The organism is Companilactobacillus bobalius (assembly GCF_009764355.1).
Genome location: NZ_LNUA01000032.1, coordinates 102,101 through 123,056 on the forward strand (window position 1 = coordinate 102,101; position 20,956 = coordinate 123,056).

The window sequence follows — 20,956 nt, forward strand, 5'->3', positions numbered from 1 at the left end:
CAATGAATAATACGAATAAGCTAAAAGAGATCCGAGAAAATAAAGATATGAAACAAATTGATCTTGCTTTAATGCTTAATGTATCACAAAGAACCATAAGTGCATGGGAAACAGGGAGACGTACGCCGTCTCCAAAATTCATGCAACAAATTGAAGATATTTTCAACGTTCCAAAAGAAGATATTTTTTTTACAGCTTTTAGCTACAAAATGTAGTGAATAATATTTACACATTAAGAGTACAAAAAAACCGATTAACACATCCATGTCTAATCGTTAACTCAAGTTTACTAATAAGCTGTTTCAGTTGTAGACAGGGTACGGAGACAAATAAACGAGAAGGGAGTGAGATTGATGAAAAAAGACACTTTCTGGGAAGTAGTGGTTCCCATAGTCGTGTCAGTTATTACTACGTTGATATTCAACTTATTATTTGAATAAAAAGGAAAAAATTTTTATAAGAATGTTGGTAATTATTGTTACAGCAATTGGTAAAGCCACACTGTTAATTAATATTTTTTTGAACTTTTCAGAGGTCCATTCAAAATAATGCTTTCCTTCAATTGTTGGGGCAATGCCAATGGAACGATGATCAAGAAGATCACTATCAGGATAGTCAACAGTTTTTACTAGTTTTCTATGGCGTAGATAATTTAAATAATAATCTTGACGTTCGACATTTAATTCCTCATAAGTCATATATTTAACGTTTGGATTTTTAAATTTCTTATTAAGAGTTTTTAGGATTCTTCTTTCTTCAGGGAGAATAAGTTCTTTGCTCAATGGATTTATCAAGAGTAATCACCACCTTTCTTATTCAAATTATAGACGTTATGTCTCAATACGAAAGGTGTTTAAAGGAGGTGATAGGGATGAAGACAATAAAAAAAAGCCACCTAATTAAAGGTGGCAAGATTGTTACTTATAAAACAGATCAATACGAATTAACTCAATTATCGCTGGGACGATATGGAGAAATTCAAATTAATTCTGTTCAGGGAATAGCGGTTCATACATACTCTCGTTGTCTGATATGTTCTGCAATTTTAGATTGGTATAAACGTAGGTTGATTTTAAAGCGCCTGAATCTTCGTGCTCCATTTCGGTATAAATAATAAAGCCATTTTGATATATGAGTATGCTCTTATCCCAACCAGCATGAAAGTCTTCTGCTTTTTGAATAACTATTTCCGTGGCAGTACTAGCATTAGGACCACCGTTTATGATCATATTACTATGAGAAAAATCATATCTATACTTCAGATTTAATTTTTTAAGATTATTTATTGGTTGTATATAAGCCATAAATTTCACCACCTTTCTTATTCAAATTATAGACGTTATGTCTGAATACGAAAGGTCCTTAAAGGAGGTGATAAGTAGTGGGAGATATAAATATAGTACGAGAAGTTTTAGAAATGCAAAATCGTCAAAACTTTAGTGATACCGATTTGGCCGCAATAGCAGGAACGTCAAAAACGACTGTTGGTAAATGGTTTAAGGGTACCCCAATCAAAGATGAATATTTGGTTAATTTATCAAATGAAATCGATGATACAAGGTTCTCGTTAGCAGTTAACTGTTATCTATTCAACTTGCCACCGGTTCTACTAAATATTTCTAATAATTATAACCAAGAAACATCATCATTGCTGATAGGCACGAAGATTGAAGATTTGAATAGTGATCGTGCAATCGAAAATGCACTCAAGGAAATAAGCAAAAGCAATCCTGATGAGAATGTAATAAAGTTTGGAATATTCAAAATGCTCAGAACAAGCTCGATTATGCAAGCATGTGCGACAGCAATGTCACATAGGTACCACATATCACTTAAACAAGTTGCATTAGGCGAAAGAGGGTGAAATAAATGCAAGAACCAGAGACTTTACCATTTGGTATTCCGGAAAAAGATGGATACGTACTGGCTTGGGTACGAAAAGATAAACTGAAGGATTTGATCAGCAAGCCTGCTGACGAGGGTATCGAATTGCTTCCTTGGGCATGTAAAATTGCTAGTTGTTCAGCCCCAACTTTAGTAAAAAAACTAGAAAGATACCGTGATGTCCTAGATATGGATAAGGGTGGGTGCGTTAGATATTCTACTGGTTCTGGTAGCCCTTGGAAGTTTTCAGCACCCGAATTCAGAAAGTTTGTATTGGAACATAAAAAGGAATTTGCAAAATCGGAGGAAATTTAAATGTTTGATCCAGAAGAATACAAGAAACAAAGAAAACTAGCTAGAACATCTTTTAAGGTTGAGCAAGTTCCAGAAAAGACATTACTACTAATTAAGCAAGGATTTTCAACGATGGAAGAATCATTTGAAACGGAAATTCCTGAAGAAATTTTGTGGGAGTGGTCGGAAGCAGGATTAAAAGCAGAGCTTAAGCGCGCCGAGCTGGGAAGATATACATACCATTTCACATTTTAAGGAGGTGTAAATAATGGGATTATTGATCGTTACTTTAGGAACCGGCTATGTTTTCGGTTATGCAGCATCTAAGGAACATGGCTTTATGAACCTATTCGACTTCGATGAAAATACGATTCAAAGCGTACAAAAGTTTTGGAAGAAATTAGATGATTGGTTCTTTGGCCCAGACGTTCCAAACAAGGTTGAGACGTACACAGACAGAACGCCTGAGGTCATAAAAAAAGACTCTCTATCTACTAAATAGAGAGTCCAAGGTTTAAATAAATATTTTATATGAAAATTATAGCACGAAAAGGGGCTTTAAACATGCATGATTCAAATTATGACACTCAATTAGCCGACGAAGACTCTGTTAATGCTGAAAAGTCACTATATGAAAGTAAGCAAGAAGAATGGTCAATTAAAGAAGATATGGCGGAGGAATACTAATGCAAGAAATGACAGCTCCAAAAGAAGAAAAAGTAATTAGCTATGAAGTCAATGGCGAAGAAATAAAACTAACTGCTAATATGGTTCAAAACTTTATAACTAAAGGAAATTCAAAGATTACACCACAAGAAACCATGATGTTTATGTCTCTATGCAGATATCAACATTTAAATCCTTTTTTAAATGAAGCATACATTATTAAATTCGGATCAGCACCAGCACAAATTATCGTTTCTAAGGAAGCTTTCATGAAACGTGCTGAATCAAATGTTAATTATGACGGCATAAAAGCTGGCTGTATTGTCCTAAGAAATAATGAGGTGAACTATACGAAAGGCGCATTTGTACTACCCACAGATCAATTGGTAGGTGGCTGGGCTGAAGTATATCGCAAGGATAGACTAACACCTACAAGAATTGAAATATCATTACATGAATTTGAGAAAACAAAAAATGGTCAACCATCTTCTACATGGGCTTCAATGCCATCAACAATGATTCGTAAAACTGCAATGGTCAACGCTTTACGTGAGGCATTTCCTCAAGACTTAGGGGCTATGTATACAGAAGATGATAAGCGTAACGAAGATATTAGTAGCCCTAAACAAGTTAATGGCACTGAATCAAACCTAGAGCCTAAAAAGAACGTTAATGAACTATTAGGATTGAAACCTAAAACCACAAAAACAAATACAGACAACAGTGTAGAGGCGATTGATGATGATGGAAACGAAAAGATTCAAAACAGTGAAACTGAGACACAAGGCCAAGACTTTAAACAAGAAAACTTACTATAATATTTCAACCGACAGATACTATCAGTCACCTACTTTTTTTAAAAAGTTTCTGTCATGTGAAGCTGAAGCATTCGCGGAACTTCAATTGAACTATAAGCCCGATTCTGATTCTACTCCATTGATCGTAGGAAATTACTTACATTCATATTTTGAGAGTAGCAAGGCTCACCAAGCTTTCATTGATCAACACAAAAGCGATATTGTAACACGTTCAGGGACGCTAAGAGCCCCCTATCAACAGGCTGAAACAATGATAGACACATTATCATCAGACAAAATGTTCAAAAAGTTATACAAGGGACGCAAAGAAGTAATTGTTAGAGGAAAGATTAATGACATTGATTGGAAAGGCAAAATTGATTGCTTAAATCTTGAACGCGGTTACTTCATTGATCTGAAAACAACGAGAGATATCAATAAAAAGTATTGGAACAACGATGAGCATTCTTGGGAATCCTTTGTAGCGGCATACAACTATCAACTTCAAATGTACGTTTATCAGCAACTAATTTATCAGCAATATGGAGTTATGTGTGTACCTTATATTGTGGCTGTCACGAAGGAAAAAGTGCCAGCTAAAGCAATTATATCTATTTCGGATGAAAGGCTACAAGAAGCGGAATATCAGATTGATGGAGTACAAGAACATATTGAAGATGTTAGAAATGGCATTGTTAAGCCCACAAGATGTGAACATTGTGATTATTGCAAGTCCACAGCAATACTAAATGACATCGTGGATATGGATGACTTAATAGAATAGGAGGAGGTGTTATATATGGCAGCTCCTTCAAAACAAGGACTAGACTATTTTCCCTTCCCGGTTGATTTTTTTGACAATGAAATTATAGGTGGAATTTCTGGAATGTTTGGAATTAAAGGCGAGATTGTAGTGGTCAAGCTGCTATGTACGGTATACCGAAAAGGATACTTTGCTGTGTGGAGTGATTTATTACAATCGAAGATTGCTAACGATGCTAGTGTAAGCAAAGATTTAGCAAATCAAGTTGTAGACCGCTTGGTTGCGTGGGGTTTCTTTAATGAAGACCTGTACAGCTCGGCTAAGGTTCTAACAAGCGTCAATATTCAACAGACATATTTAGAAGCCACAAAAAGAAGAAAAAATCGTGGGAAAATGCCTTATTTAATAAATGAAGACAATAATAATGGTTCAAATGAAGTAAATGTAAACATTAACCCTAGTTCAAAGGGGGTTAATGACGACATTAACTCACAAAGTAAAGTAAATAAAAGTAAAGTAAATAAAACTAAATCAAATAATAATCATGATGACGACAATACATTCGTTCCACTTTTCCAAATGTACCAACAGGAATTCGGAATTATGTCACCGACAGCAAAGCAGCAGCTATTTGATTCAGTCAACGACTTTACTAAAGGTGGGGCAACTGATCAACAGGCTTCTGAAATTATCCAGTATGCCATTAGCATTGCTGTTAGTTATAACAAGCGGTATTGGAATTATACAGCCAAGATACTTGATGACTGGGTTAATCATAGTTTATTTGATTTGGACAATATCAAGTCATATCAAAATAAGTCACGCAAGCCGAAAGGAAGCTACAAGAATTTCAGCCATAAGCCTAAAGAACAGGCAACTGATTGGGACAAATTGAAAGCTAAAGAACCTTCGGATGACTCGAGCAATTTACAAGATAGATTAAAGAAGTTGAGGGATGAAGAAAATGTTACAAGTTAAGCCAAAAAGTGTGATATATAGGCGTTCACAGACACCCATTTCAGATGAAAGACAGACAGTTATAGACGAAATATCCAAAGAGAGTGTGTACTTGGAAAGAGCAATTGATAATTTACAGCACCAATTTGAACACATGGATCAACTTAGAAAAAATTATTCTGATTTATTTTCAAGTCCATTTCTAATGCTGAAACTTGAGGGCTCGCTTCTTAATGCCTACAGCTTGCGGAAATGTTACGATGCTGAGCTTAGAAAGTTGGTGGCTGAAAGTGATTAGATTTGATTTGAGAGGTTTGTTAATACCAAGAAATTTAACGCTAAGGGATTTATCTGAAATGTCAGGAATCAATTATTGGACCATAGCTCATATGTCACAGAGAACGTACAAGTCAATCAAGATTACTGATATTGAGAAAATCTGTAAAGCTTTGGACGTCACGCCAAATCAATTATTCGGATATGAAAGTAAGAGGCAATTATCATGAGAGCAGCTATCGGAATAGTAATTTTATTCTTTATTTTTTCAAGATTTTTTAAAAATGGCAACAACTAAATAACAGGGAGCTAAACATTATGAAATTAGAAATTAGTACGGAAGATATGAACTTGAAACTTGATTCAACAAACGATTTAGAGTTTCAAGACTTCTTTAAGGTCTACAACTTGGTAACTCATAGCAACGATGATTTATCGGTTACTGAGGAAGACGATGAAGAACCTCAAACTGATCATGCTGATGTGATGGACACGAAAAAATCAGAAGGACCAGTTAACAAATTTGATTCGAATGTAAAAGCATCTATACGCTGTCGTAAATGTGGATTCGTTGGAGTTCACGAAGTACGAATGGGATTGAGATACACGTACTGTCCCAGTTGTCACGTTAAATTATTCCTTAGACCAGCCAATGTTGAATGGGGCGCTAAGGATGCCAGAGGTATGACATACAGGGCTGAAGATGTGTACATAGAAAAGGACCACAATTTTAGCAATAGCAACAATGATTCTACTGACAGTATTGTCTATTCAACCAAGGAAGAAAATGTTCCCGATGAATTTAGCACTATCAATGAAATTAAGGAATATCTTGATAAACATCATGTTGATCATTCCGGAATTCATATGAAAGCATTGCTACTAGATAAGCTAAAGGACGTGAAATACAGTGATAAATAGAGTTGTATTGGTTGGTCGTTTAACACGTGATCCTGAATTAAGATACACAGCTAATGGTGCAGCAGTAGCAAGTTTTACACTGGCCGTAAATAGACAATTCACTAATTCTCAAGGTGAGCGTGAAGCCGATTTTATTGATTGTGTTATTTGGAGAAAGGCAGCTGAAAACTTTGCTAATTTCACCCACAAAGGTTCACTTGTTGGAATTGATGGACGACTTCAAACACGTAACTATGAGAACCAGCAAGGACAGCGTGTCTATGTGACTGAAACTGTTGTTGATAATTTCTCATTACTTGAATCTAGAAGTGACAGAAAACCAACAGATAGCCAGCAGAATAAACCAAGTAATGGCAACGGTTTTAGCGGTAAAGGTGCAGATGGCCAACAGAAACAAAACGCAAATCAAACGTATTCGAACGCAAATCAAACGAATAGTGATCCGTTTGCTGACAACAGCAAGCCAATAGACATTTCAGATGACGATTTGCCATTCTAAACTCGATATTTGCATATTTTGCAACGGTCGGAATAAGGGGATAACTAATGAAAAATAAGTTTGTTTTCGGGTCAAAAGTAAATATACATGCACATTTGAATAAGAAGCCCATTGAATATCCTAATAGCGATAGGCAGTCGTTGGATGAGTATGTACACGGTCTTGATGAAGAGTTATTCATAGAAAAGTACAAACGTATAGAAGCCGAAGAACAAGGTATTTTAATTGGGGTCAGAAATTTAAAAGTATGGATGGTTCTAGAGTATGGGCTTGATTCATATAATCCAGAAAAAATTATTCAATCTGATTATGAATATAAGACAGTGTATTTAGTTGCAATTAGTAACCGTTGTATCAGAAAAGTTTATCCGGAGGATGTTGCAATCATTGATACTGATTAGTTCGGAAATAGCTTTAGATTAACGATGGCCATATTTTTAACGTTAGTGATTTTGGACACTTGATGGCTACCGGCAACGACTATTATTCGGATTTGAGGAGGAGAATTAATTGAGTATTAGGCCAGAAATAACAGAGAAACTAAGCAAGCTAGTTGAAAAGCGATTGAACTCTAACCATATGTATTGGAGTTCAGAAGTTAGTTTTGATAAAGGGATGCAAAATGAACGAAGAATTGATTTTGTTGGTTTTAAGCCGTACACGCCTGACATGGTTACTGATTTCAATAGTGTTGAATTAGGCAGATTTGAATGCTACGAGGTCAAGTCGTGTATGGCAGATTTTAAATCTGGCAATGGATTAACATTTTATGGAGATAAAAATTATTTAGTAACCACAAAGGAGTTTGGCCAAGAGCTGTATGAAAAAATGATAATACCTTGGCAAGTTGATCAGGTCTTAGTTCCAGATAAAAATTGGTCAAAACTTTATACACAGCGTGAAGGTACAGGAACACACAGACAGCGTGTATCTAGTGAATTCCTTTGGGAAATTGCCAAAGCACATGAATAGGAGACTTAACTATGAATTACGAAGAAATATACAGACACGAGTGTCAAATAGTATATAGACGATTCAATGGCAGCCTTGAAAGTGTTGGAAATTATTTGGGACGTCATTATATATCCACCGATTTTCATAACGCGAAACGTGAGTTACCAAACCAAGTTAAAAATAAAATTCTTAGAGATATTTCATTGGAGATCAGCAGATGATTACAGATTTAAATTGCGCCGTGTACGAAATGCGTTGTAACAAGTATCCGACTATTGAGATTGCTGATGCTCTACACATTAGTGATGAGGACGTTGAACTTGTTGATAAGGCTAATCAAGAATACGTGGCCAAGCTGGAAATGATTAGATTAGGACGATTAAGTCTTAGTGACTTTAGTTAGAGGTAGATTATGAACAAAACAACGATGAGATCTCAAATTGATTTCTTAGGTTCAATTGCTGTCAGAAGTGCTAAAACTCCAAAAGAGTGGCACGAAGCAATACAGCTATCAATACAATTGGCCGAAGAACTTGATGTGATGGATAAGAAACCCAAAATGCCACAGTTCTTCAAATTGTGGACTGACAAAAATTATGGAGACATTTGTGCACAATTGTATTTATTGGCAAAAGTCGCTTTTAGTGGTGCATTATCAGATGACAATGAGGCCACATTAAGGGAATGGATCAATCGGGACCCTTGGAGATACCAGATTTGTGTTGATGCAATAGTTAATGGATTCGAGGTAGAAAGTAATGAATGAGAAAAGAACTTTAAAGGCTTGGACTAAAGAGGAACGTGAACAATTAGAAAAATGTAAAAAATCAGGTCATTATAATGTAATTAATTTATGTTTTTTAATTAATGATGATTATGTTCGTACATGTGGGACGGGCAATATGCGATGTGAATCTCCCTTAGGAGAGAAGTATAAGAAATTGATGGATAACAAATATGATGATTCAGCTATTAACCATTTAGTCCAAGATGTGATCGATTACTTTGCCGGCACCGCCAAATTTCCAGGGCTCAAAAAGTATTATGTATTCCTTGCTAAATCTAAATATCCATTTTTAATTGAAGAAGAAAACGGAACATTTGATTGGAGCGATTATCCAGAAGAAAGATATAAATATGAGTTTACTGAAGATGAAATCAAAGCTATTGATCCACGCTACATGGCATTTGCTTTGGAGGTTTAGTCATGAAACTATATTTAGCAGCATTCGACGGCTATGAGGTGGAAAAATGAAATTAGTAAAAGAATTTATTCCTGATCAAGCAATTTGGGCTGAGACTAATGTTTTGAATAAAGGGAAATGGCAGCTTCCATATTAAAATCCTCCTTTCGGGTATAATTTGGCTGGTTAATCCCAGTCTTATGTTTCGGTAGCTCAACGGTAGAGCGTTTGGTTGTAACCAAAAGACTGTAGGTTCAAACCCTACTCGAAGCTTTGATTGTCGGAAAGCAATCATAAAATTTAAAAGAAAGAGCTTTTAATTCTTTTTTTTAATTTGTAAAACAACAACGGTAGTCAGTGGTGCAAAGGGTAACGCTGTAAAAACGGTGGTGTGTGGTTCGATTCCATGCCTGACTATAAGGTGTGACATGGTGAAACGTATACTAGTTAATGCGCTTGTGGGTTCGATTCCCACTCCCACTCACACTATATTAAGATGAAGGATTGGATTGATCGTGGATTTGGAAATATGAAAGTTGGCAATCTTGTGAGACTACATATTTCTAGTAAGGAACGGCTAGAGTTCTCTTTAGTTCACGGCTGTACAGATAATCTTTATATCAATGATCATTTGCATTATTAGGACAAAATAAAAAAGCCACCCACACAAGAAGTGAGCAGCTGATTGAACTTAGCAAATCAATTATATCACAACGTGGGGGCTGTATTAATGGGATTATTTCCAGAACTAGATGAAGATCAAACAATTAAGAACGTTAAATACTATTTTGAGCATGAGTTTCCCAGATTGAAGGCCCGTTCACATATGAATATCGCGTCGATACAGTCACCCAGTTTTGATACTGTTGGAACGTCAGGAACGACCAGAAACACGCAAGAGGACAAGATTATGGGGCAACTGTGGGCAATAGATTTGGTCAAAGCCACTTATAAAGTAGTTGATCGTATGCCTGATGGACCAGATAACCATTACTTTAAGACGATTATGAAATACTGTTTTTTGTATGGTGAAGGTAATACTTCGGCTTTGGAACAATCGAAATACGAATCATCGAGATATTTTGAATGCAAACGAATGGCTATGCTATATTTTGCTGATGCATTTAGTGACTACTACGACATGGAAGTAAATGTTATGAAGACCGAAAATAGTGGAGTTTGAGTGGATAAACTCCGTAGGACATTCGGAGTACTTCTGAGTAATATTGGTATCGTAGAAAGAATCAGATATGCGGTTACTCTACCGCTTCAAAAGGAGCAAATATAGGAAGGGCCACCTATTTAAATGGCCCACACATTTGGTTTAACTCTCAATGATCAGTGATGATAAAGCTGATCATGCTACGTGGATGTATGGCTACTGTTAAGCAAAATTTCTCCCCTGATCTTCGTTTATCACACAGCAATTGTAGACATTCCTTTAATTTATTTCGAATACTAACTTACTTTTAAGACTTAGCAATCCGGTTCGATTCCGGATATCCACGTTTTTACTAGTTTGATAGCTCAATTGGTTAGAGCAGGCTCCTTATAAGGGCAAGATATAGGTTCAAATCCTAATCAAACTATTAATTTTAGACCAGTCAATTATGGCTGGCCTTTTTATTTTGGAGGAAAAAATATGACATTTAGTGAAGCATTAGGACAATTAAAACAAGGTAAGAGAGTGGCACGTAAAAATTGGAATGGCAAAGATCAATTTGTGTTTCTAGTAAAAGGCGAAGATGTTTATGGAGCATACGCTGCTAGATTTGATGACTATGAGCATGTTGATGGATTTGAAAATAGCATAATCACTCAATTAACTTGTATCAATGCAGATACGGCAAAGATCACTGATTTATTAGCAATTAAAACAACATCTAATCAAATTCAACTAGGCTGGTTAGCCAGTCAAACAGACATGTTATCTGACGATTGGGAGGTGATCGAAAATGAGCAATGTAATTAAATTGCTTATTAATGAAGATACCGTTCAGCAAGCCATTAATCTAATTCGCGGTAGTGATGTTTGTGGAAATAACTATCTCAAAGTAGTTTTAGGGCTTAATGATGATGCTAATGACCAATTGATCAGCGTGCTAGTACATAGAAATATACTTGGCGAGATTGATGAGGACGGCAATAGAAAGGTGTTTAGCCATGAAGATGATTAAGACATCATGCGGATATATGACTCCTGTTGAGGCTAAAATAATCGGCCATATTGATAAAGAAGAACGAAAAAAGAAAAAGCATATTAATAAAAAGAAAATAATTAGAAAGTAGGTGATTACATTGGCTAAGTCAGAAATTGACAAGTGGACAACTCCAGAAGGATTAATTCAATTGGAAGGTTGGGCAAGGGACGGCTTAACTGATGAACAAATTGCCCACAATATTGGTATCTCTACTTCTACTCTTTACAATTGGAAAAACAAGAAGTTGGAGATTGTGGAGTCCCTAAAAAAGGGAAAAACCGTTGTTGATCGTGAAATTGAGAACGCCTTATTCAAGCGTGCCAAGGGTTTTACTGCCACTGAGACTCAATATAAAGTAGTCCCACTTGACGATGAGTTAATTGATGTTAGAAGACGTGACTACGAAAACAAGTGGAAGCTGAAGCATCCTGAAGCATCTAAACAAGAAATTAAAGATGCTGCTATCAAAGGTGTGAAAACTACCAGACGTATCAAACTTGGTTTAGTTGAAAAAGAGATTCCACCTGATACGACTGCTGCTATTTTTTGGTTAAAGAATCGTAAACCTGATGAATGGCGTGATAAACATGAAACTGAGTTATCTGGTGGCTTAAATGTTCATAATCCGTATGCAAATCTTACTGATGCCGAGTTGAAAAAGATTGCTCATGAACAGAAGTGAGCTAATCAGACGTGGTGCAAAGATTGAGTTAGCACGGCGCCATTTCTTTGATTTTTGTCAGTTGAGGATGCCAGGGTTCTACAAATCTAATCGAAAATACCTGATCGATTTGTGTAATGACTTGGAGGATTTTCTAACCAATGATACTCAAATATTAGTAGTCAATGAACCTCCAAGACACGGCAAGTCATTAACGGCTACTAATTTCGTTGAATGGATTCTAGGACGAGATAGTACAGAACGGATCATGACAGGCTCATATAATGAAACGCTATCAACTGTATTTTCTAAGTCTGTACGTAATACTATTCAAGAAGTCAAAGCCGATGAAGATATTCTAGTTTATAACGATATATTTCCAAACACTCATATTAAATATGGGGATGCTGCAATGAATATGTGGAGTCTTGAAGGCAATCCAGTTAATAATTATCTTGCTACATCTCCAAGTGGTACTGCTACCGGATTCGGTGCTGATCTGATTATCATTGATGATGTTATCAAGTCAGCACAAGAAGCTAATAACGCTAATCGATTGAGCGATATCTATCGTTGGTATGTCGATACAATGCTGTCACGTCTTGAAAAGGGTGGCAAAGTATTGATCATCATGACTAGATGGGCTAGTGGTGATCTTGCTGGACGTGTGTTGACTGAGATGCCTAAGGCTGGCTATAAGGTCAAGCATATCAATATGAAGGCTAAGCAGGACGATGGCTCAATGTTATGTGATGATGTTTTGTCACTAGATGAGTATAAACAGAAGATTGCTGTTATGTCTCCTGAGATTGCAGCAGCTAACTATCAGCAAGAACCAATTGACTTAAAAGGTGCTTTATATCAGAAGTTCAATACTTACACGAAACAACCTGAATTTAGTGGCATTTATGCTTATTGTGATACGGCTGATGAGGGTAGTGATTATCTTGTATCAATCGTTTATGGGATGTACAAGCAGGAACCCTATATCTTGGATGTAGTTATGACACAAGAGCCTATGGAAGTTACTGAATCCTTAGTAACTGAAAGTTATTATCGGAACAAAGTTAATCTTGCTAGAATTGAATCTAACAATGGTGGTAAAGGATTTGCCAGACAAGTTGATACCAAGTTAAAGAATGAGTATAAGACTAACCGTACTGTTATCAATTGGTTCCATAATGGTCAAAATAAAGATGCACGTATCCTATCTAACTCAAGTTGGGTAGAAGAACACGTGCATTATCCCGAGGACTGGAAGCTACGTTTCCCAGTCTTTTTTGATGCAATCAAGAAGTATCAACGTGCTGGTAAGAATCTACATGATGATGCATCCGATGCTTTGACTGGTGTTGCTGAATCAGTCATGTCAATGGAAACAGAAACATCTGCACCATCAATCAATGATCAGGCTAGTTATTTAGATAGCTTGGGGCTTTAGAGAAAGGAGAGTGATCCAATGGCAATTGAAGATAATCAAATGGCGTATTATTCAAGCTTGCCTTATCCGAATCAAAGAACAGTTCATATGCTCAGCGGGCGACGTTTCTCACTTGATTCAAACAAGCAATATAAAATGCCAGCCGAGTTGTTTGACGTTATCAAGGACGACCCTGTTAAGTTAGGCGAATTAGCAACTAAATTTATTGAGAAACATCAAGCACTACAAGTACCAAGATTACTGACTCTGTATCGCTATTACATTGGAGACAATGATATCCATTACTGGGATAGTGAGAAAGCAGATAACCGTGCTGATAATCGTATCGCAAGTGGATTTGCTCACTTCATTACGGAAATAAAAACTGGTTATAGATTTGGCAATGATATTAAATTTCAATATAACGATCAAGCTGAAACATCTGAAACTGACGAAGATAATCTCAAAGATTTAATCAATGAGTTCAATTCCAAGAATGATGAATCGTATCACGAAAAAATAATGGGTAAGAACCTGTCTATCATGGGACGTGCTTACGAGTTGGTATATGTCCGTGAAAATACCAACGAAGTTGCATTACGCCCTATTGACCCTGCAAATGCCTTTGTAGTTTATGATTCGTCAATAGAACAGCATTCTTTATTTGGAGTTTATTATTACAATGTAAATTTCAATGAACAAGATTATTGGTACACGGTTATTTATACGGATACTAATATTTTTATTTATAAGCCCACATCAAATTTTGATGGTCAATTAATATTATCTGATAATCAAGAACATAGCTTTGACGCAGTTCCATTAACCGAATATATCAATAACGATGAGCGTATGGGTGACTGGGAATATAAGCTTGATACTATTGATTCAATCGACAAGAGCAAGTCTGAAATGGCAAACTCGCAAGAAGATTTCAGCAATGCTATGTTGATGATCACAGGTGATATAGATGTTCCTAAAACTCCGTGGGTCGGCGCTGATGGGCAACCATTGACCGATAAAGACGGCAATATTATCTACAGGAAGACACCTGAAATCAATACGCGTCAAAGTAAGATTTGGTTGAAACCAGCATTGGTTAAGAATGGTATCAATGATAACAGTCAAATTGTTCAACCAACTGCCTCATATCTAACTAAAGAATTAAACTCAGACGGCTGGAAGCTTTATATCGACGCTCTTAGCATGGAGATCCACAAAGACACAAATACACCCGACACAAGCGACGCTAACTTTGCGTCAAATGCATCGGGTGTTGCTATGTCTTACAAATTATGGGGCAACGATCAGGAACGTTCTAATCAAGAGTCACTATATACACGTGGCCTGATGAGACGTTTACGATTGCTTGGAAATTATTGGCAAGCATTGGGAAGCATTAAGAATGCTGGAATGATTGAGAATATCAATCCTATCTATACTCCTAACATGCCTAAAAATAATACAGAGATTATGCAGACGGTTACTGCTTTGGTTAATACTGGTAAGGTATCAGATCAGACTATTCGTGAGCAAATTGAACCGATTACTGGCGTAAGTAATGATGCCGAACAACAGCGTATTGACGAACAAGATGAAAATGATAATAATAACAATCCGTTTAATAATGTATTTCCTAGAAAGCCTGATGAACCTCAAGATGATAATGGTGATGACACCGACAATTCTAACCATGATGAGGTAACTGATAATGAAACTGACGAAAAGCCAAGCGATTAGTATTGCTCAAAAGATTTACGGGAAACAAGATGAACGTGTTAAAGAAATCGAATCAATGTATCGTGATACTCAATCAAAAGTTATTAGTGATGTTAATGCGTTTATTGGAGCTAATAAATCATGGTCAGCTAAAGCTAATCCTGATGAAATTGCTGACTTCCTTAATAATTTGAAAGATACATTTTATAATGCTAGTTCTGATGATCAGAATCTTATCAAGATGGCATTTGGCGATAATAAATTGAAGTCTAATGGTGACATGTTGATGGCAAAAGTTACTCAAGATATTGTCAGACAGTCGATGGCACAGAAGATTCATTTAGGTGTTGCCACCGAGAATATTCCTAATGTTGTCAATGCACCAACATATGCACAGGCGAAGAACGTGATCAAGAATCATCAGCATATTGCCGAGCAAAGTAAAAACGTTGATGCAATTCTTTATAAGTCTACTAAAAATGCTGTATTAGATAGTCATGTGGATTCTGGAATGTTTTCTTCAGTTAATAAGCAAACTATGCAGACATTAAGAAAGGTTCGTGAAGTGGCTGAAAAGGCTGCTAAGAGTCCTAAGGATTCTCTAAATTGGACTAAAGACATTAAGGACATTTTGACTGGCGGAGATAATTCCTCTAATGGTCAAATGGGACGTGCAGCAGGCATGATCAGAACTGCCACTGCTCAAGCTATGAATAGAACCAGATTACAAGATTTTATATCAACAAATGTTAAAAAATATAAATATATTTCTCTTGAATCACCAACAACATGTGCTGACTGTTCTGATTTGGATGGCAACATTTACAACGTCGATGACGCTGAAGAAGGTGTTAATTTCCCTTTGATGCACCCAAATTGTCAATGCACAGTTATCGAAGTTAATGATGACGATGATTGGGATACAAGTGATCATGATGTTGCGGATGAATTAAATGATTTATAGACGACTTTAATAGTCATCTTTTTATTGCCTTCAAACGTGTGTCAGGCATTAAAGAGCCATGGATATAGTCGACGGACTCTAAATGGAAAAATAGCCGACGGGCTTAAAACGGGAGGATAACTCAATGACTGAAATTATTAATGATCCAAGCAAACAACAAGACCCAAAAAAACCCGCTGATGTAGAAGTGAAGTTTGATGATAAGCAACAAGAAAAGGTCGATCAACTTATCAGCCAAGGTAAGGCAAAGGAAAAGGCGAAAGCCGATGAAATTATCAAGGATTTGCAAGGCCAAGTAGCCAATATTCCTGACATGATTAAAGAAGCTATTTCAAAGCACGATGCTGAAGCCAAGATGACTGATAAAGAAAGAGCCGATGCTGAAACTGCTGACTTGAAGAAGAAACTTGAAGAATTACAAGCAGAAAACGAACATCGTACTTTGATTGAGTCAGCCTATAAGATTGCTGCTGATAAGGAACTACCACAATCATTTGCAAAGTTGTTTGTTGGGTCAAACGATGAAGAAACTCAACAAAACCTTGATAATGTGAAAACAATATTTGATAACGCTGTGCAAGAAGGTGTTGAGAAACGTCTCAAGGGCAAAAGTACACCTCAAACTGCCACGGGTAAAGCGACAGTGACACTTGATAAGGATTTAAAAGATATGAGCCTTGAAGAGCTTACAAAGGTTTATATGGACAATCCTGATCTAATTAAAAAAGAATATTTAAACGAATAGAAAGAAGGAAATTTAAATGCCACAATTTACTGGCTCAACATTTTTAGGACAATTGGTTATTCCTGAATTATGGGCACAATACATTACTAACGACTCTACTAAAACTAATCGTCTTTTAACATCTGGTGCGGTTACCGCCGATGATGTGATGGGCGCACATCTACAAGATCCCGGTCGATTGATGAATATTCCGGTTTTGAACGATTTAAGTGGTGAACCTCAAGACTGGAATGATACTGACGATATTACTGTTGAAGGTATCACTAGTGACGAACATAATGCCGTCAAATTTTACCAAGCCAAAGCATTTGGTGAAACAGACTTTTCTCAACAAGTATCAGGTGCAAATGTCGAAGGACGTGTCACATCTAAATTCTCAAATTACTGGCAACGACAAGATCAACGATTACTTCTTGCAATGCTCAAAAACATGTATCTATTAGATGATTTAAAAGAAAGTAAGTCATTTGGCTTTGATACCGTTCAAGACTTATCAGCCGGCAACTACTTAGCTGCTCTATCTAGAATGGGTGATGTTGCTACTCCAACACTAACAAGATTGGTAGTCAATTCAGCTACTGTATATGCAATGCGTGAACAAAACTTAATTGCCGATATTCAACCATCACAAGGTGGAACCCCATTGACAACCTACAATGGTATTCCGATCGTTGAAGATGACGATATTCCACTAGATGCAGATGGCACAACAATTATGTATGCAATGACGGACGGTGCATTGCGCTATTCAACTGCACCAGCTAGTCAAAATGCGGTTGAAGTAACACGTGACGCACTTGGAAAAGGTGGTCAATCAGCATTGATTAATCGTCGTATTGTTTCAATGCATCCGAATGGTTTAGGATATGATATTACTCAATCATATGTTGGACTAACAGTTACTACATTAGAAAATGCCACCGTGCCTTATTACAAGATAGTGACTGACCCACGTAATATCGGTGTTGTTGCGTACCAGTTCAAGATTGATCCAAAGTATGTCGTAACTAACATCAATACCAAAGCTAAGAAGGCCGCCGCAAGTTCTTCATCAAGTTCCTCATCAAGCAAGTAATGGGGTGATTTCATGAGCGAAACTCAAGATAATACTGTCATCGATGCAGTATTATCTAATATCGAAGTTATCAATGACATACAAACTGATGATCCACGTATACCAAGAATTAAAATCTATATTGAGAATGCAATTGATGAAATTAAGTTGTATCTGGATATTGATGATATTGATTCTAAGCTAACTGTCATAGTTCAAAAGGTTACTCAAAATGCAGTAACTAAAGAGAATTATGAGGGTACTAAGTCAATTACAGAAGAAGGAATGTCATTGACATTCTCTGATACTGATTTGTCACCTTACTTTGATTTACTGAACCAATACAAAGATGGGCTTGAAGAAAATGACCATCGTGGGAGTGTGATGACGTTTGATTAGACCTACTATTTATTTAATTAGAAAAATTGGTAAATCTAATAATGATATACTCAATCACACTAAACTTTTGGTAGCGACTAAATTTTATGGTGCGAGAGTTACAGAATTGAATGGAACACAGGAGCAAATTAATGTCCTTGGTAAGCAATACGATAAGTCATGGGTAATCAGATTGAATTGCCCTGAAACGGCTGACTATGTCGCTTTTGAGGGTGAATACGACGAAAAGCAACAATCTCCTAAGTATATTGTTAAACAAGTTAGACACCATAAGAGCAGAACGACATTATATGTTGTTGGAACGGAAGCGAAGCTATGAGTTGGAATAACGAGCACGTACCGATAGTCAGAATTCAAGCTAAGGATAACTTTAGTGATCCACTAATCGCTATGGCTAGATCACTAAAACAGTCTGGCAACTCCGATTTGGCAGAGCTAATACTTCAAGATAAAGCACGGCTCAAAGTCAATGTGCCTAAAGCCGTTGATAAGATTGCTAATGATGAAGTTGATGGTGCTCAAAAGCTTATCAGAGAACGTGAATATCATTCTAAGAGTGGTTATGTTGGTCACGGTAATCTATGGAAGTCAGTTGCTAAGCACACATCTAAGGATAAGACGTCATCTGATATCTACGCTAATGCTGAATCCAAAGAAGGATATGAATACATCCAAGCGTTTGAAAATGGCCTAAAGGATAGAAATTATCCGGCTCAGCATGTTATGCATGATTCTGGTATGGATCTTGATGTAGACACGTATTCTGATGAGATTATCAAAAATTCAATAAAGTAGGTGATGAGATTGATTTCACCACAAAGAGATATGGTTACATCAGCTATTAAAACTATCAACATCATAGTAGACAACATACCGATTTTTGATTCTAGAGAGAGTGATAGCAACAGTTATCCTCAAATTATTGTTTCAACTGGATCAACAGAAGATAGTCAACGTGCTAAAAATGAACAACGATCGAGTTATACATTGTATGTTGATTATTTTGATGATGTTGACAATGATCATGGCTTGATGATGGATACATGTTACATGATCAGAAATTATTTAATGTATCTAAGATTATCGAATTATAATTGCAAATCGGTTGCACATAACGAAATTGAAGTTATTGATAATTCAACTTCACAATCATTGAGGCATGTAACAATCACAATAGATTACAACATAACAGAAAAATCATTTATTTAGACATTCATTTCAAAAGTAAATGTCTATTTTTTTACCCAAAAATTGGAAAGAAGGAAATAAAATGGCTGACGATACAAAACCAGAAAACAAATTCAAAAAGGCCTTTAAAGGCCGCGATGCAGATAAAATCATCTATCTGTATAAGCGCTTTATGCATGAGCCAGTAGCTAATAAGGCACATATTTTAGGTCAACAAGGTGCTACATCAGGTACTAACACACGAGCGGTGGTAAAGAACGCCACTAAGCGTGGAACGGCTAAGGGTGTTGGCGCTATTAATCAGCAAAGAACAGTAGATGTTATTTTTGATGATCCTGCCAACAATGGAAAAGATCTCTATTGGGATCTATATGCAGCATGGGAAAAAGGTGAATTAATCGGCTTATGGCGTGTTGATTTAAATACGCTTCATGGAACAAAACCAAATCGCAAAGTTCAAGCACAATTTTCTCAATCTTATGTTCCTAACTTGCCAAATACTGAAGCACTTGGTGGAATCGTTACATCCAATCTTCAATTTGAAGTAAATGGTGTTGAACGAGCAATTAATTCTGATGAGAACGCTTTTGAATTGGACGAATCTGACTTTGAAGATGGTGTACTTGATGACTTAGATAAGTATTACAACTGGGCACATCCAAGTGACATTGGTACAGAAAATGGGAAAACAGTTGATAATACTGTCGATGATGAAACCATTACAGTTCAAGATACAACAACTGGTGAAGATGTCATGGGCCCTGGAGCTTCTAAACTGGTTAATACATCTAATTCAGGAAGTTCAAATACAAGTTCAGGTACAGGATCATCAGTATCTTCGGATACTAAGCCGACCGTTTAGTATCTAATAAAGTGCATACTCACATGCTTGAGCGGTGGTGGTCGGAATTAAATTATTAGGAGAAATTAAAATGCTAACTTTAGAGACAAAAAAAGGAATAGTCACACCTACTTTTAATTACCTTTTATACAAAAATATTGCTGGTGAAGACAAGGATAAACGTACTGACAAGTTCAATTCATTTTTAGATGGTTTATTTTCTGACAATGTAGATTCAGTGATTACTTTCTTTAAGGCTGTTGCTGGGAATTTGCTTAAAGAAGATGAGTTGGTTGATCAATTAAGTGAAGATGGTCGATTTGACGATATCCACGAAGTTACTAGCGAAATCATTAAGGGACTAATTGACGCAGGTTTTTTAAAAGCGAAAATAAGCGAGTGGATGAGATACGGAGATCGTTTGATCAAAGGTATGAAGAAGAGTTTGGAATTGAAATCGGTAAAAACCGAAGAAAAAGAAATGACTCAAATTCAAATCGATCAACTCGAAGAAAACATGAAGGAAGCAAACAAGAGAATCAAGGAAGCAAGCAAGTAAATCAATTTGA

35 protein-coding genes and 3 tRNA genes are annotated in these 20,956 nt (G+C 36.4%); 36 read left to right on the forward strand and 2 right to left on the reverse strand.

The annotated features are described in order from the left end of the window. Positions 1 to 2 precede the first annotated feature (2 nt). On the forward strand, positions 3 to 215 hold the full coding sequence (locus ATN92_RS07460; RefSeq protein WP_056950412.1) for a helix-turn-helix transcriptional regulator: 213 nt from the start codon (positions 3 to 5) through the stop codon (positions 213 to 215). A 213-nt stretch (positions 216 to 428) separates the two neighbouring features. Here the strand turns inward: ATN92_RS07460 and ATN92_RS07465 are convergent, their stop codons facing one another. Further along, on the reverse strand, positions 429 to 794 hold the full coding sequence (locus ATN92_RS07465) for a hypothetical protein (protein ID WP_056950409.1): 366 nt from the start codon (positions 792 to 794) through the stop codon (positions 429 to 431). A gap of 189 nt (positions 795 to 983) precedes the next feature. Continuing rightward, positions 984 to 1,304: a hypothetical protein gene (locus ATN92_RS07470; RefSeq protein WP_056950405.1), complete on the reverse strand. Its 321-nt coding sequence runs from the start codon at positions 1,302 to 1,304 to the stop codon at positions 984 to 986. Positions 1,305 to 1,417: 113 nt separating this feature from the next. Between ATN92_RS07470 and ATN92_RS07475 the strand changes: the two genes are divergently transcribed. The 35 genes from ATN92_RS07475 to ATN92_RS07640 all read left to right on the forward strand — a co-directional run bounded on the left by ATN92_RS07475 (position 1,418) and on the right by ATN92_RS07640 (position 20,946). After that, entirely contained in the window at positions 1,418 to 1,864 is a 447-nt protein-coding gene (locus ATN92_RS07475) for a hypothetical protein (RefSeq protein ID WP_158106631.1), read from the forward strand. Positions 1,865 to 1,869: 5 nt separating this feature from the next. After that, a complete protein-coding gene (locus tag ATN92_RS07480; RefSeq protein WP_025084982.1) occupies positions 1,870 to 2,199 on the forward strand; it encodes a DUF771 domain-containing protein in 330 nt (109 codons plus the stop codon). After that, a complete protein-coding gene (locus ATN92_RS07485; RefSeq protein ID WP_025084983.1) occupies positions 2,200 to 2,433 on the forward strand; it encodes a hypothetical protein in 234 nt (77 codons plus the stop codon). Positions 2,434 to 2,446: 13 nt separating this feature from the next. Next, a complete protein-coding gene (locus ATN92_RS07490; protein ID WP_056950402.1) occupies positions 2,447 to 2,680 on the forward strand; it encodes a hypothetical protein in 234 nt (77 codons plus the stop codon). Between the two features lie 62 nt (positions 2,681 to 2,742). After that, the gene (locus tag ATN92_RS19030) at positions 2,743 to 2,865 is read left to right on the forward strand and encodes a hypothetical protein (protein ID WP_256970568.1); all 123 of its coding nucleotides are present in this window, start codon (positions 2,743 to 2,745) and stop codon (positions 2,863 to 2,865) included. After that, a complete protein-coding gene (gene bet / locus ATN92_RS07495) occupies positions 2,865 to 3,662 on the forward strand; it encodes a phage recombination protein Bet (RefSeq protein WP_056950398.1) in 798 nt (265 codons plus the stop codon). The genes ATN92_RS19030 and bet overlap by 1 nt, the downstream gene beginning before the upstream one ends. Next, positions 3,583 to 4,425 (forward strand): PD-(D/E)XK nuclease-like domain-containing protein, encoded by an 843-nt coding sequence (locus tag ATN92_RS07500; protein WP_056950395.1) that lies wholly within the window; start codon positions 3,583 to 3,585, stop codon positions 4,423 to 4,425. The genes bet and ATN92_RS07500 overlap by 80 nt, the downstream gene beginning before the upstream one ends. 15 nt (positions 4,426 to 4,440) lie before the next feature. Then, a complete protein-coding gene (locus tag ATN92_RS07505) occupies positions 4,441 to 5,382 on the forward strand; it encodes a Lin1244/Lin1753 domain-containing protein (protein ID WP_056950393.1) in 942 nt (313 codons plus the stop codon). After that, positions 5,360 to 5,659: a hypothetical protein gene (locus tag ATN92_RS07510; RefSeq protein ID WP_056950390.1), complete on the forward strand. Its 300-nt coding sequence runs from the start codon at positions 5,360 to 5,362 to the stop codon at positions 5,657 to 5,659. Before ATN92_RS07505 ends, ATN92_RS07510 begins: the two co-directional genes overlap by 23 nt. Beyond that, complete coding sequence (locus ATN92_RS07515; protein ID WP_158106632.1) at positions 5,652 to 5,867, forward strand: helix-turn-helix domain-containing protein; 216 nt, start codon at positions 5,652 to 5,654, stop codon at positions 5,865 to 5,867. Before ATN92_RS07510 ends, ATN92_RS07515 begins: the two co-directional genes overlap by 8 nt. Positions 5,868 to 5,955: 88 nt before the next feature. Then, positions 5,956 to 6,558 carry a hypothetical protein gene (locus ATN92_RS07520; protein ID WP_056950387.1) on the forward strand — a complete coding sequence of 201 codons (603 nt, stop codon included), beginning with the start codon at positions 5,956 to 5,958 and terminating at the stop codon, positions 6,556 to 6,558. Continuing rightward, a complete protein-coding gene (ssb, locus tag ATN92_RS07525; RefSeq protein ID WP_056950384.1) occupies positions 6,548 to 7,057 on the forward strand; it encodes a single-stranded DNA-binding protein in 510 nt (169 codons plus the stop codon). The genes ATN92_RS07520 and ssb overlap by 11 nt, the downstream gene beginning before the upstream one ends. Positions 7,058 to 7,104: 47 nt before the next feature. Next, entirely contained in the window at positions 7,105 to 7,458 is a 354-nt protein-coding gene (locus ATN92_RS07530; protein WP_056950381.1) for a hypothetical protein, read from the forward strand. Positions 7,459 to 7,567: 109 nt separating this feature from the next. Then, positions 7,568 to 8,029 carry a hypothetical protein gene (locus ATN92_RS07535; RefSeq protein ID WP_056950379.1) on the forward strand — a complete coding sequence of 154 codons (462 nt, stop codon included), beginning with the start codon at positions 7,568 to 7,570 and terminating at the stop codon, positions 8,027 to 8,029. A 232-nt stretch (positions 8,030 to 8,261) separates the two neighbouring features. After that, complete coding sequence (locus ATN92_RS07540) at positions 8,262 to 8,414, forward strand: hypothetical protein (protein ID WP_156638738.1); 153 nt, start codon at positions 8,262 to 8,264, stop codon at positions 8,412 to 8,414. Between the two features lie 9 nt (positions 8,415 to 8,423). Further along, entirely contained in the window at positions 8,424 to 8,777 is a 354-nt protein-coding gene (locus tag ATN92_RS07545) for a hypothetical protein (protein WP_056950371.1), read from the forward strand. Beyond that, the gene (locus tag ATN92_RS07550) at positions 8,770 to 9,216 is read left to right on the forward strand and encodes a hypothetical protein (RefSeq protein ID WP_056950368.1); all 447 of its coding nucleotides are present in this window, start codon (positions 8,770 to 8,772) and stop codon (positions 9,214 to 9,216) included. The genes ATN92_RS07545 and ATN92_RS07550 overlap by 8 nt, the downstream gene beginning before the upstream one ends. A 181-nt stretch (positions 9,217 to 9,397) precedes the next feature. Continuing rightward, positions 9,398 to 9,468: transfer RNA gene (locus tag ATN92_RS07555), tRNA-OTHER, on the forward strand. A 78-nt stretch (positions 9,469 to 9,546) separates the two neighbouring features. Further along, positions 9,547 to 9,613: transfer RNA gene (locus tag ATN92_RS07560), tRNA-OTHER, on the forward strand. A gap of 312 nt (positions 9,614 to 9,925) precedes the next feature. Beyond that, the gene (locus ATN92_RS07565; protein ID WP_056950529.1) at positions 9,926 to 10,378 is read left to right on the forward strand and encodes an ArpU family phage packaging/lysis transcriptional regulator; all 453 of its coding nucleotides are present in this window, start codon (positions 9,926 to 9,928) and stop codon (positions 10,376 to 10,378) included. 333 nt (positions 10,379 to 10,711) lie between these two features. After that, positions 10,712 to 10,784: transfer RNA gene (locus ATN92_RS07570), tRNA-Ile, on the forward strand. A 53-nt stretch (positions 10,785 to 10,837) separates the two neighbouring features. Then, on the forward strand, positions 10,838 to 11,167 hold the full coding sequence (locus ATN92_RS07575) for a DUF2829 domain-containing protein (RefSeq protein WP_056950532.1): 330 nt from the start codon (positions 10,838 to 10,840) through the stop codon (positions 11,165 to 11,167). Then, the gene (locus ATN92_RS07580; RefSeq protein WP_056950534.1) at positions 11,151 to 11,372 is read left to right on the forward strand and encodes a hypothetical protein; all 222 of its coding nucleotides are present in this window, start codon (positions 11,151 to 11,153) and stop codon (positions 11,370 to 11,372) included. Before ATN92_RS07575 ends, ATN92_RS07580 begins: the two co-directional genes overlap by 17 nt. A gap of 121 nt (positions 11,373 to 11,493) precedes the next feature. After that, positions 11,494 to 12,078: a hypothetical protein gene (locus ATN92_RS07585; RefSeq protein ID WP_056950537.1), complete on the forward strand. Its 585-nt coding sequence runs from the start codon at positions 11,494 to 11,496 to the stop codon at positions 12,076 to 12,078. After that, complete coding sequence (gene terL / locus ATN92_RS07590) at positions 12,065 to 13,498, forward strand: phage terminase large subunit (protein WP_056950540.1); 1,434 nt, start codon at positions 12,065 to 12,067, stop codon at positions 13,496 to 13,498. Before ATN92_RS07585 ends, terL begins: the two co-directional genes overlap by 14 nt. A gap of 18 nt (positions 13,499 to 13,516) precedes the next feature. Next, positions 13,517 to 15,217, forward strand: a complete 1,701-nt coding sequence (locus ATN92_RS07595; protein WP_056950542.1) for a phage portal protein — start codon at positions 13,517 to 13,519, stop codon at positions 15,215 to 15,217. After that, a complete protein-coding gene (locus tag ATN92_RS07600; protein WP_056950547.1) occupies positions 15,189 to 16,160 on the forward strand; it encodes a minor capsid protein in 972 nt (323 codons plus the stop codon). The genes ATN92_RS07595 and ATN92_RS07600 overlap by 29 nt, the downstream gene beginning before the upstream one ends. A 124-nt stretch (positions 16,161 to 16,284) precedes the next feature. Continuing rightward, on the forward strand, positions 16,285 to 16,905 hold the full coding sequence (locus ATN92_RS07605) for a DUF4355 domain-containing protein (RefSeq protein ID WP_056950550.1): 621 nt from the start codon (positions 16,285 to 16,287) through the stop codon (positions 16,903 to 16,905). Between the two features lie 16 nt (positions 16,906 to 16,921). Then, positions 16,922 to 17,980 (forward strand): hypothetical protein, encoded by a 1,059-nt coding sequence (locus ATN92_RS07610; RefSeq protein ID WP_082604465.1) that lies wholly within the window; start codon positions 16,922 to 16,924, stop codon positions 17,978 to 17,980. 12 nt (positions 17,981 to 17,992) lie between these two features. Further along, positions 17,993 to 18,358: a phage head-tail connector protein gene (locus ATN92_RS07615; RefSeq protein WP_056950553.1), complete on the forward strand. Its 366-nt coding sequence runs from the start codon at positions 17,993 to 17,995 to the stop codon at positions 18,356 to 18,358. After that, complete coding sequence (locus tag ATN92_RS07620; RefSeq protein WP_056950556.1) at positions 18,351 to 18,677, forward strand: hypothetical protein; 327 nt, start codon at positions 18,351 to 18,353, stop codon at positions 18,675 to 18,677. Before ATN92_RS07615 ends, ATN92_RS07620 begins: the two co-directional genes overlap by 8 nt. Next, positions 18,674 to 19,153 (forward strand): hypothetical protein, encoded by a 480-nt coding sequence (locus ATN92_RS07625; protein ID WP_056950559.1) that lies wholly within the window; start codon positions 18,674 to 18,676, stop codon positions 19,151 to 19,153. The genes ATN92_RS07620 and ATN92_RS07625 overlap by 4 nt, the downstream gene beginning before the upstream one ends. A gap of 9 nt (positions 19,154 to 19,162) precedes the next feature. Then, on the forward strand, positions 19,163 to 19,567 hold the full coding sequence (locus ATN92_RS07630) for a hypothetical protein (RefSeq protein WP_056950562.1): 405 nt from the start codon (positions 19,163 to 19,165) through the stop codon (positions 19,565 to 19,567). Positions 19,568 to 19,628: 61 nt separating this feature from the next. Then, positions 19,629 to 20,408, forward strand: coding sequence for a hypothetical protein (locus ATN92_RS07635; RefSeq protein ID WP_158106633.1), 780 nt, complete (start codon positions 19,629 to 19,631; stop codon positions 20,406 to 20,408). Positions 20,409 to 20,478: 70 nt separating this feature from the next. Further along, entirely contained in the window at positions 20,479 to 20,946 is a 468-nt protein-coding gene (locus tag ATN92_RS07640) for a hypothetical protein (RefSeq protein ID WP_056950572.1), read from the forward strand. The last annotated feature ends 10 nt before the right edge of the window (positions 20,947 to 20,956 follow it).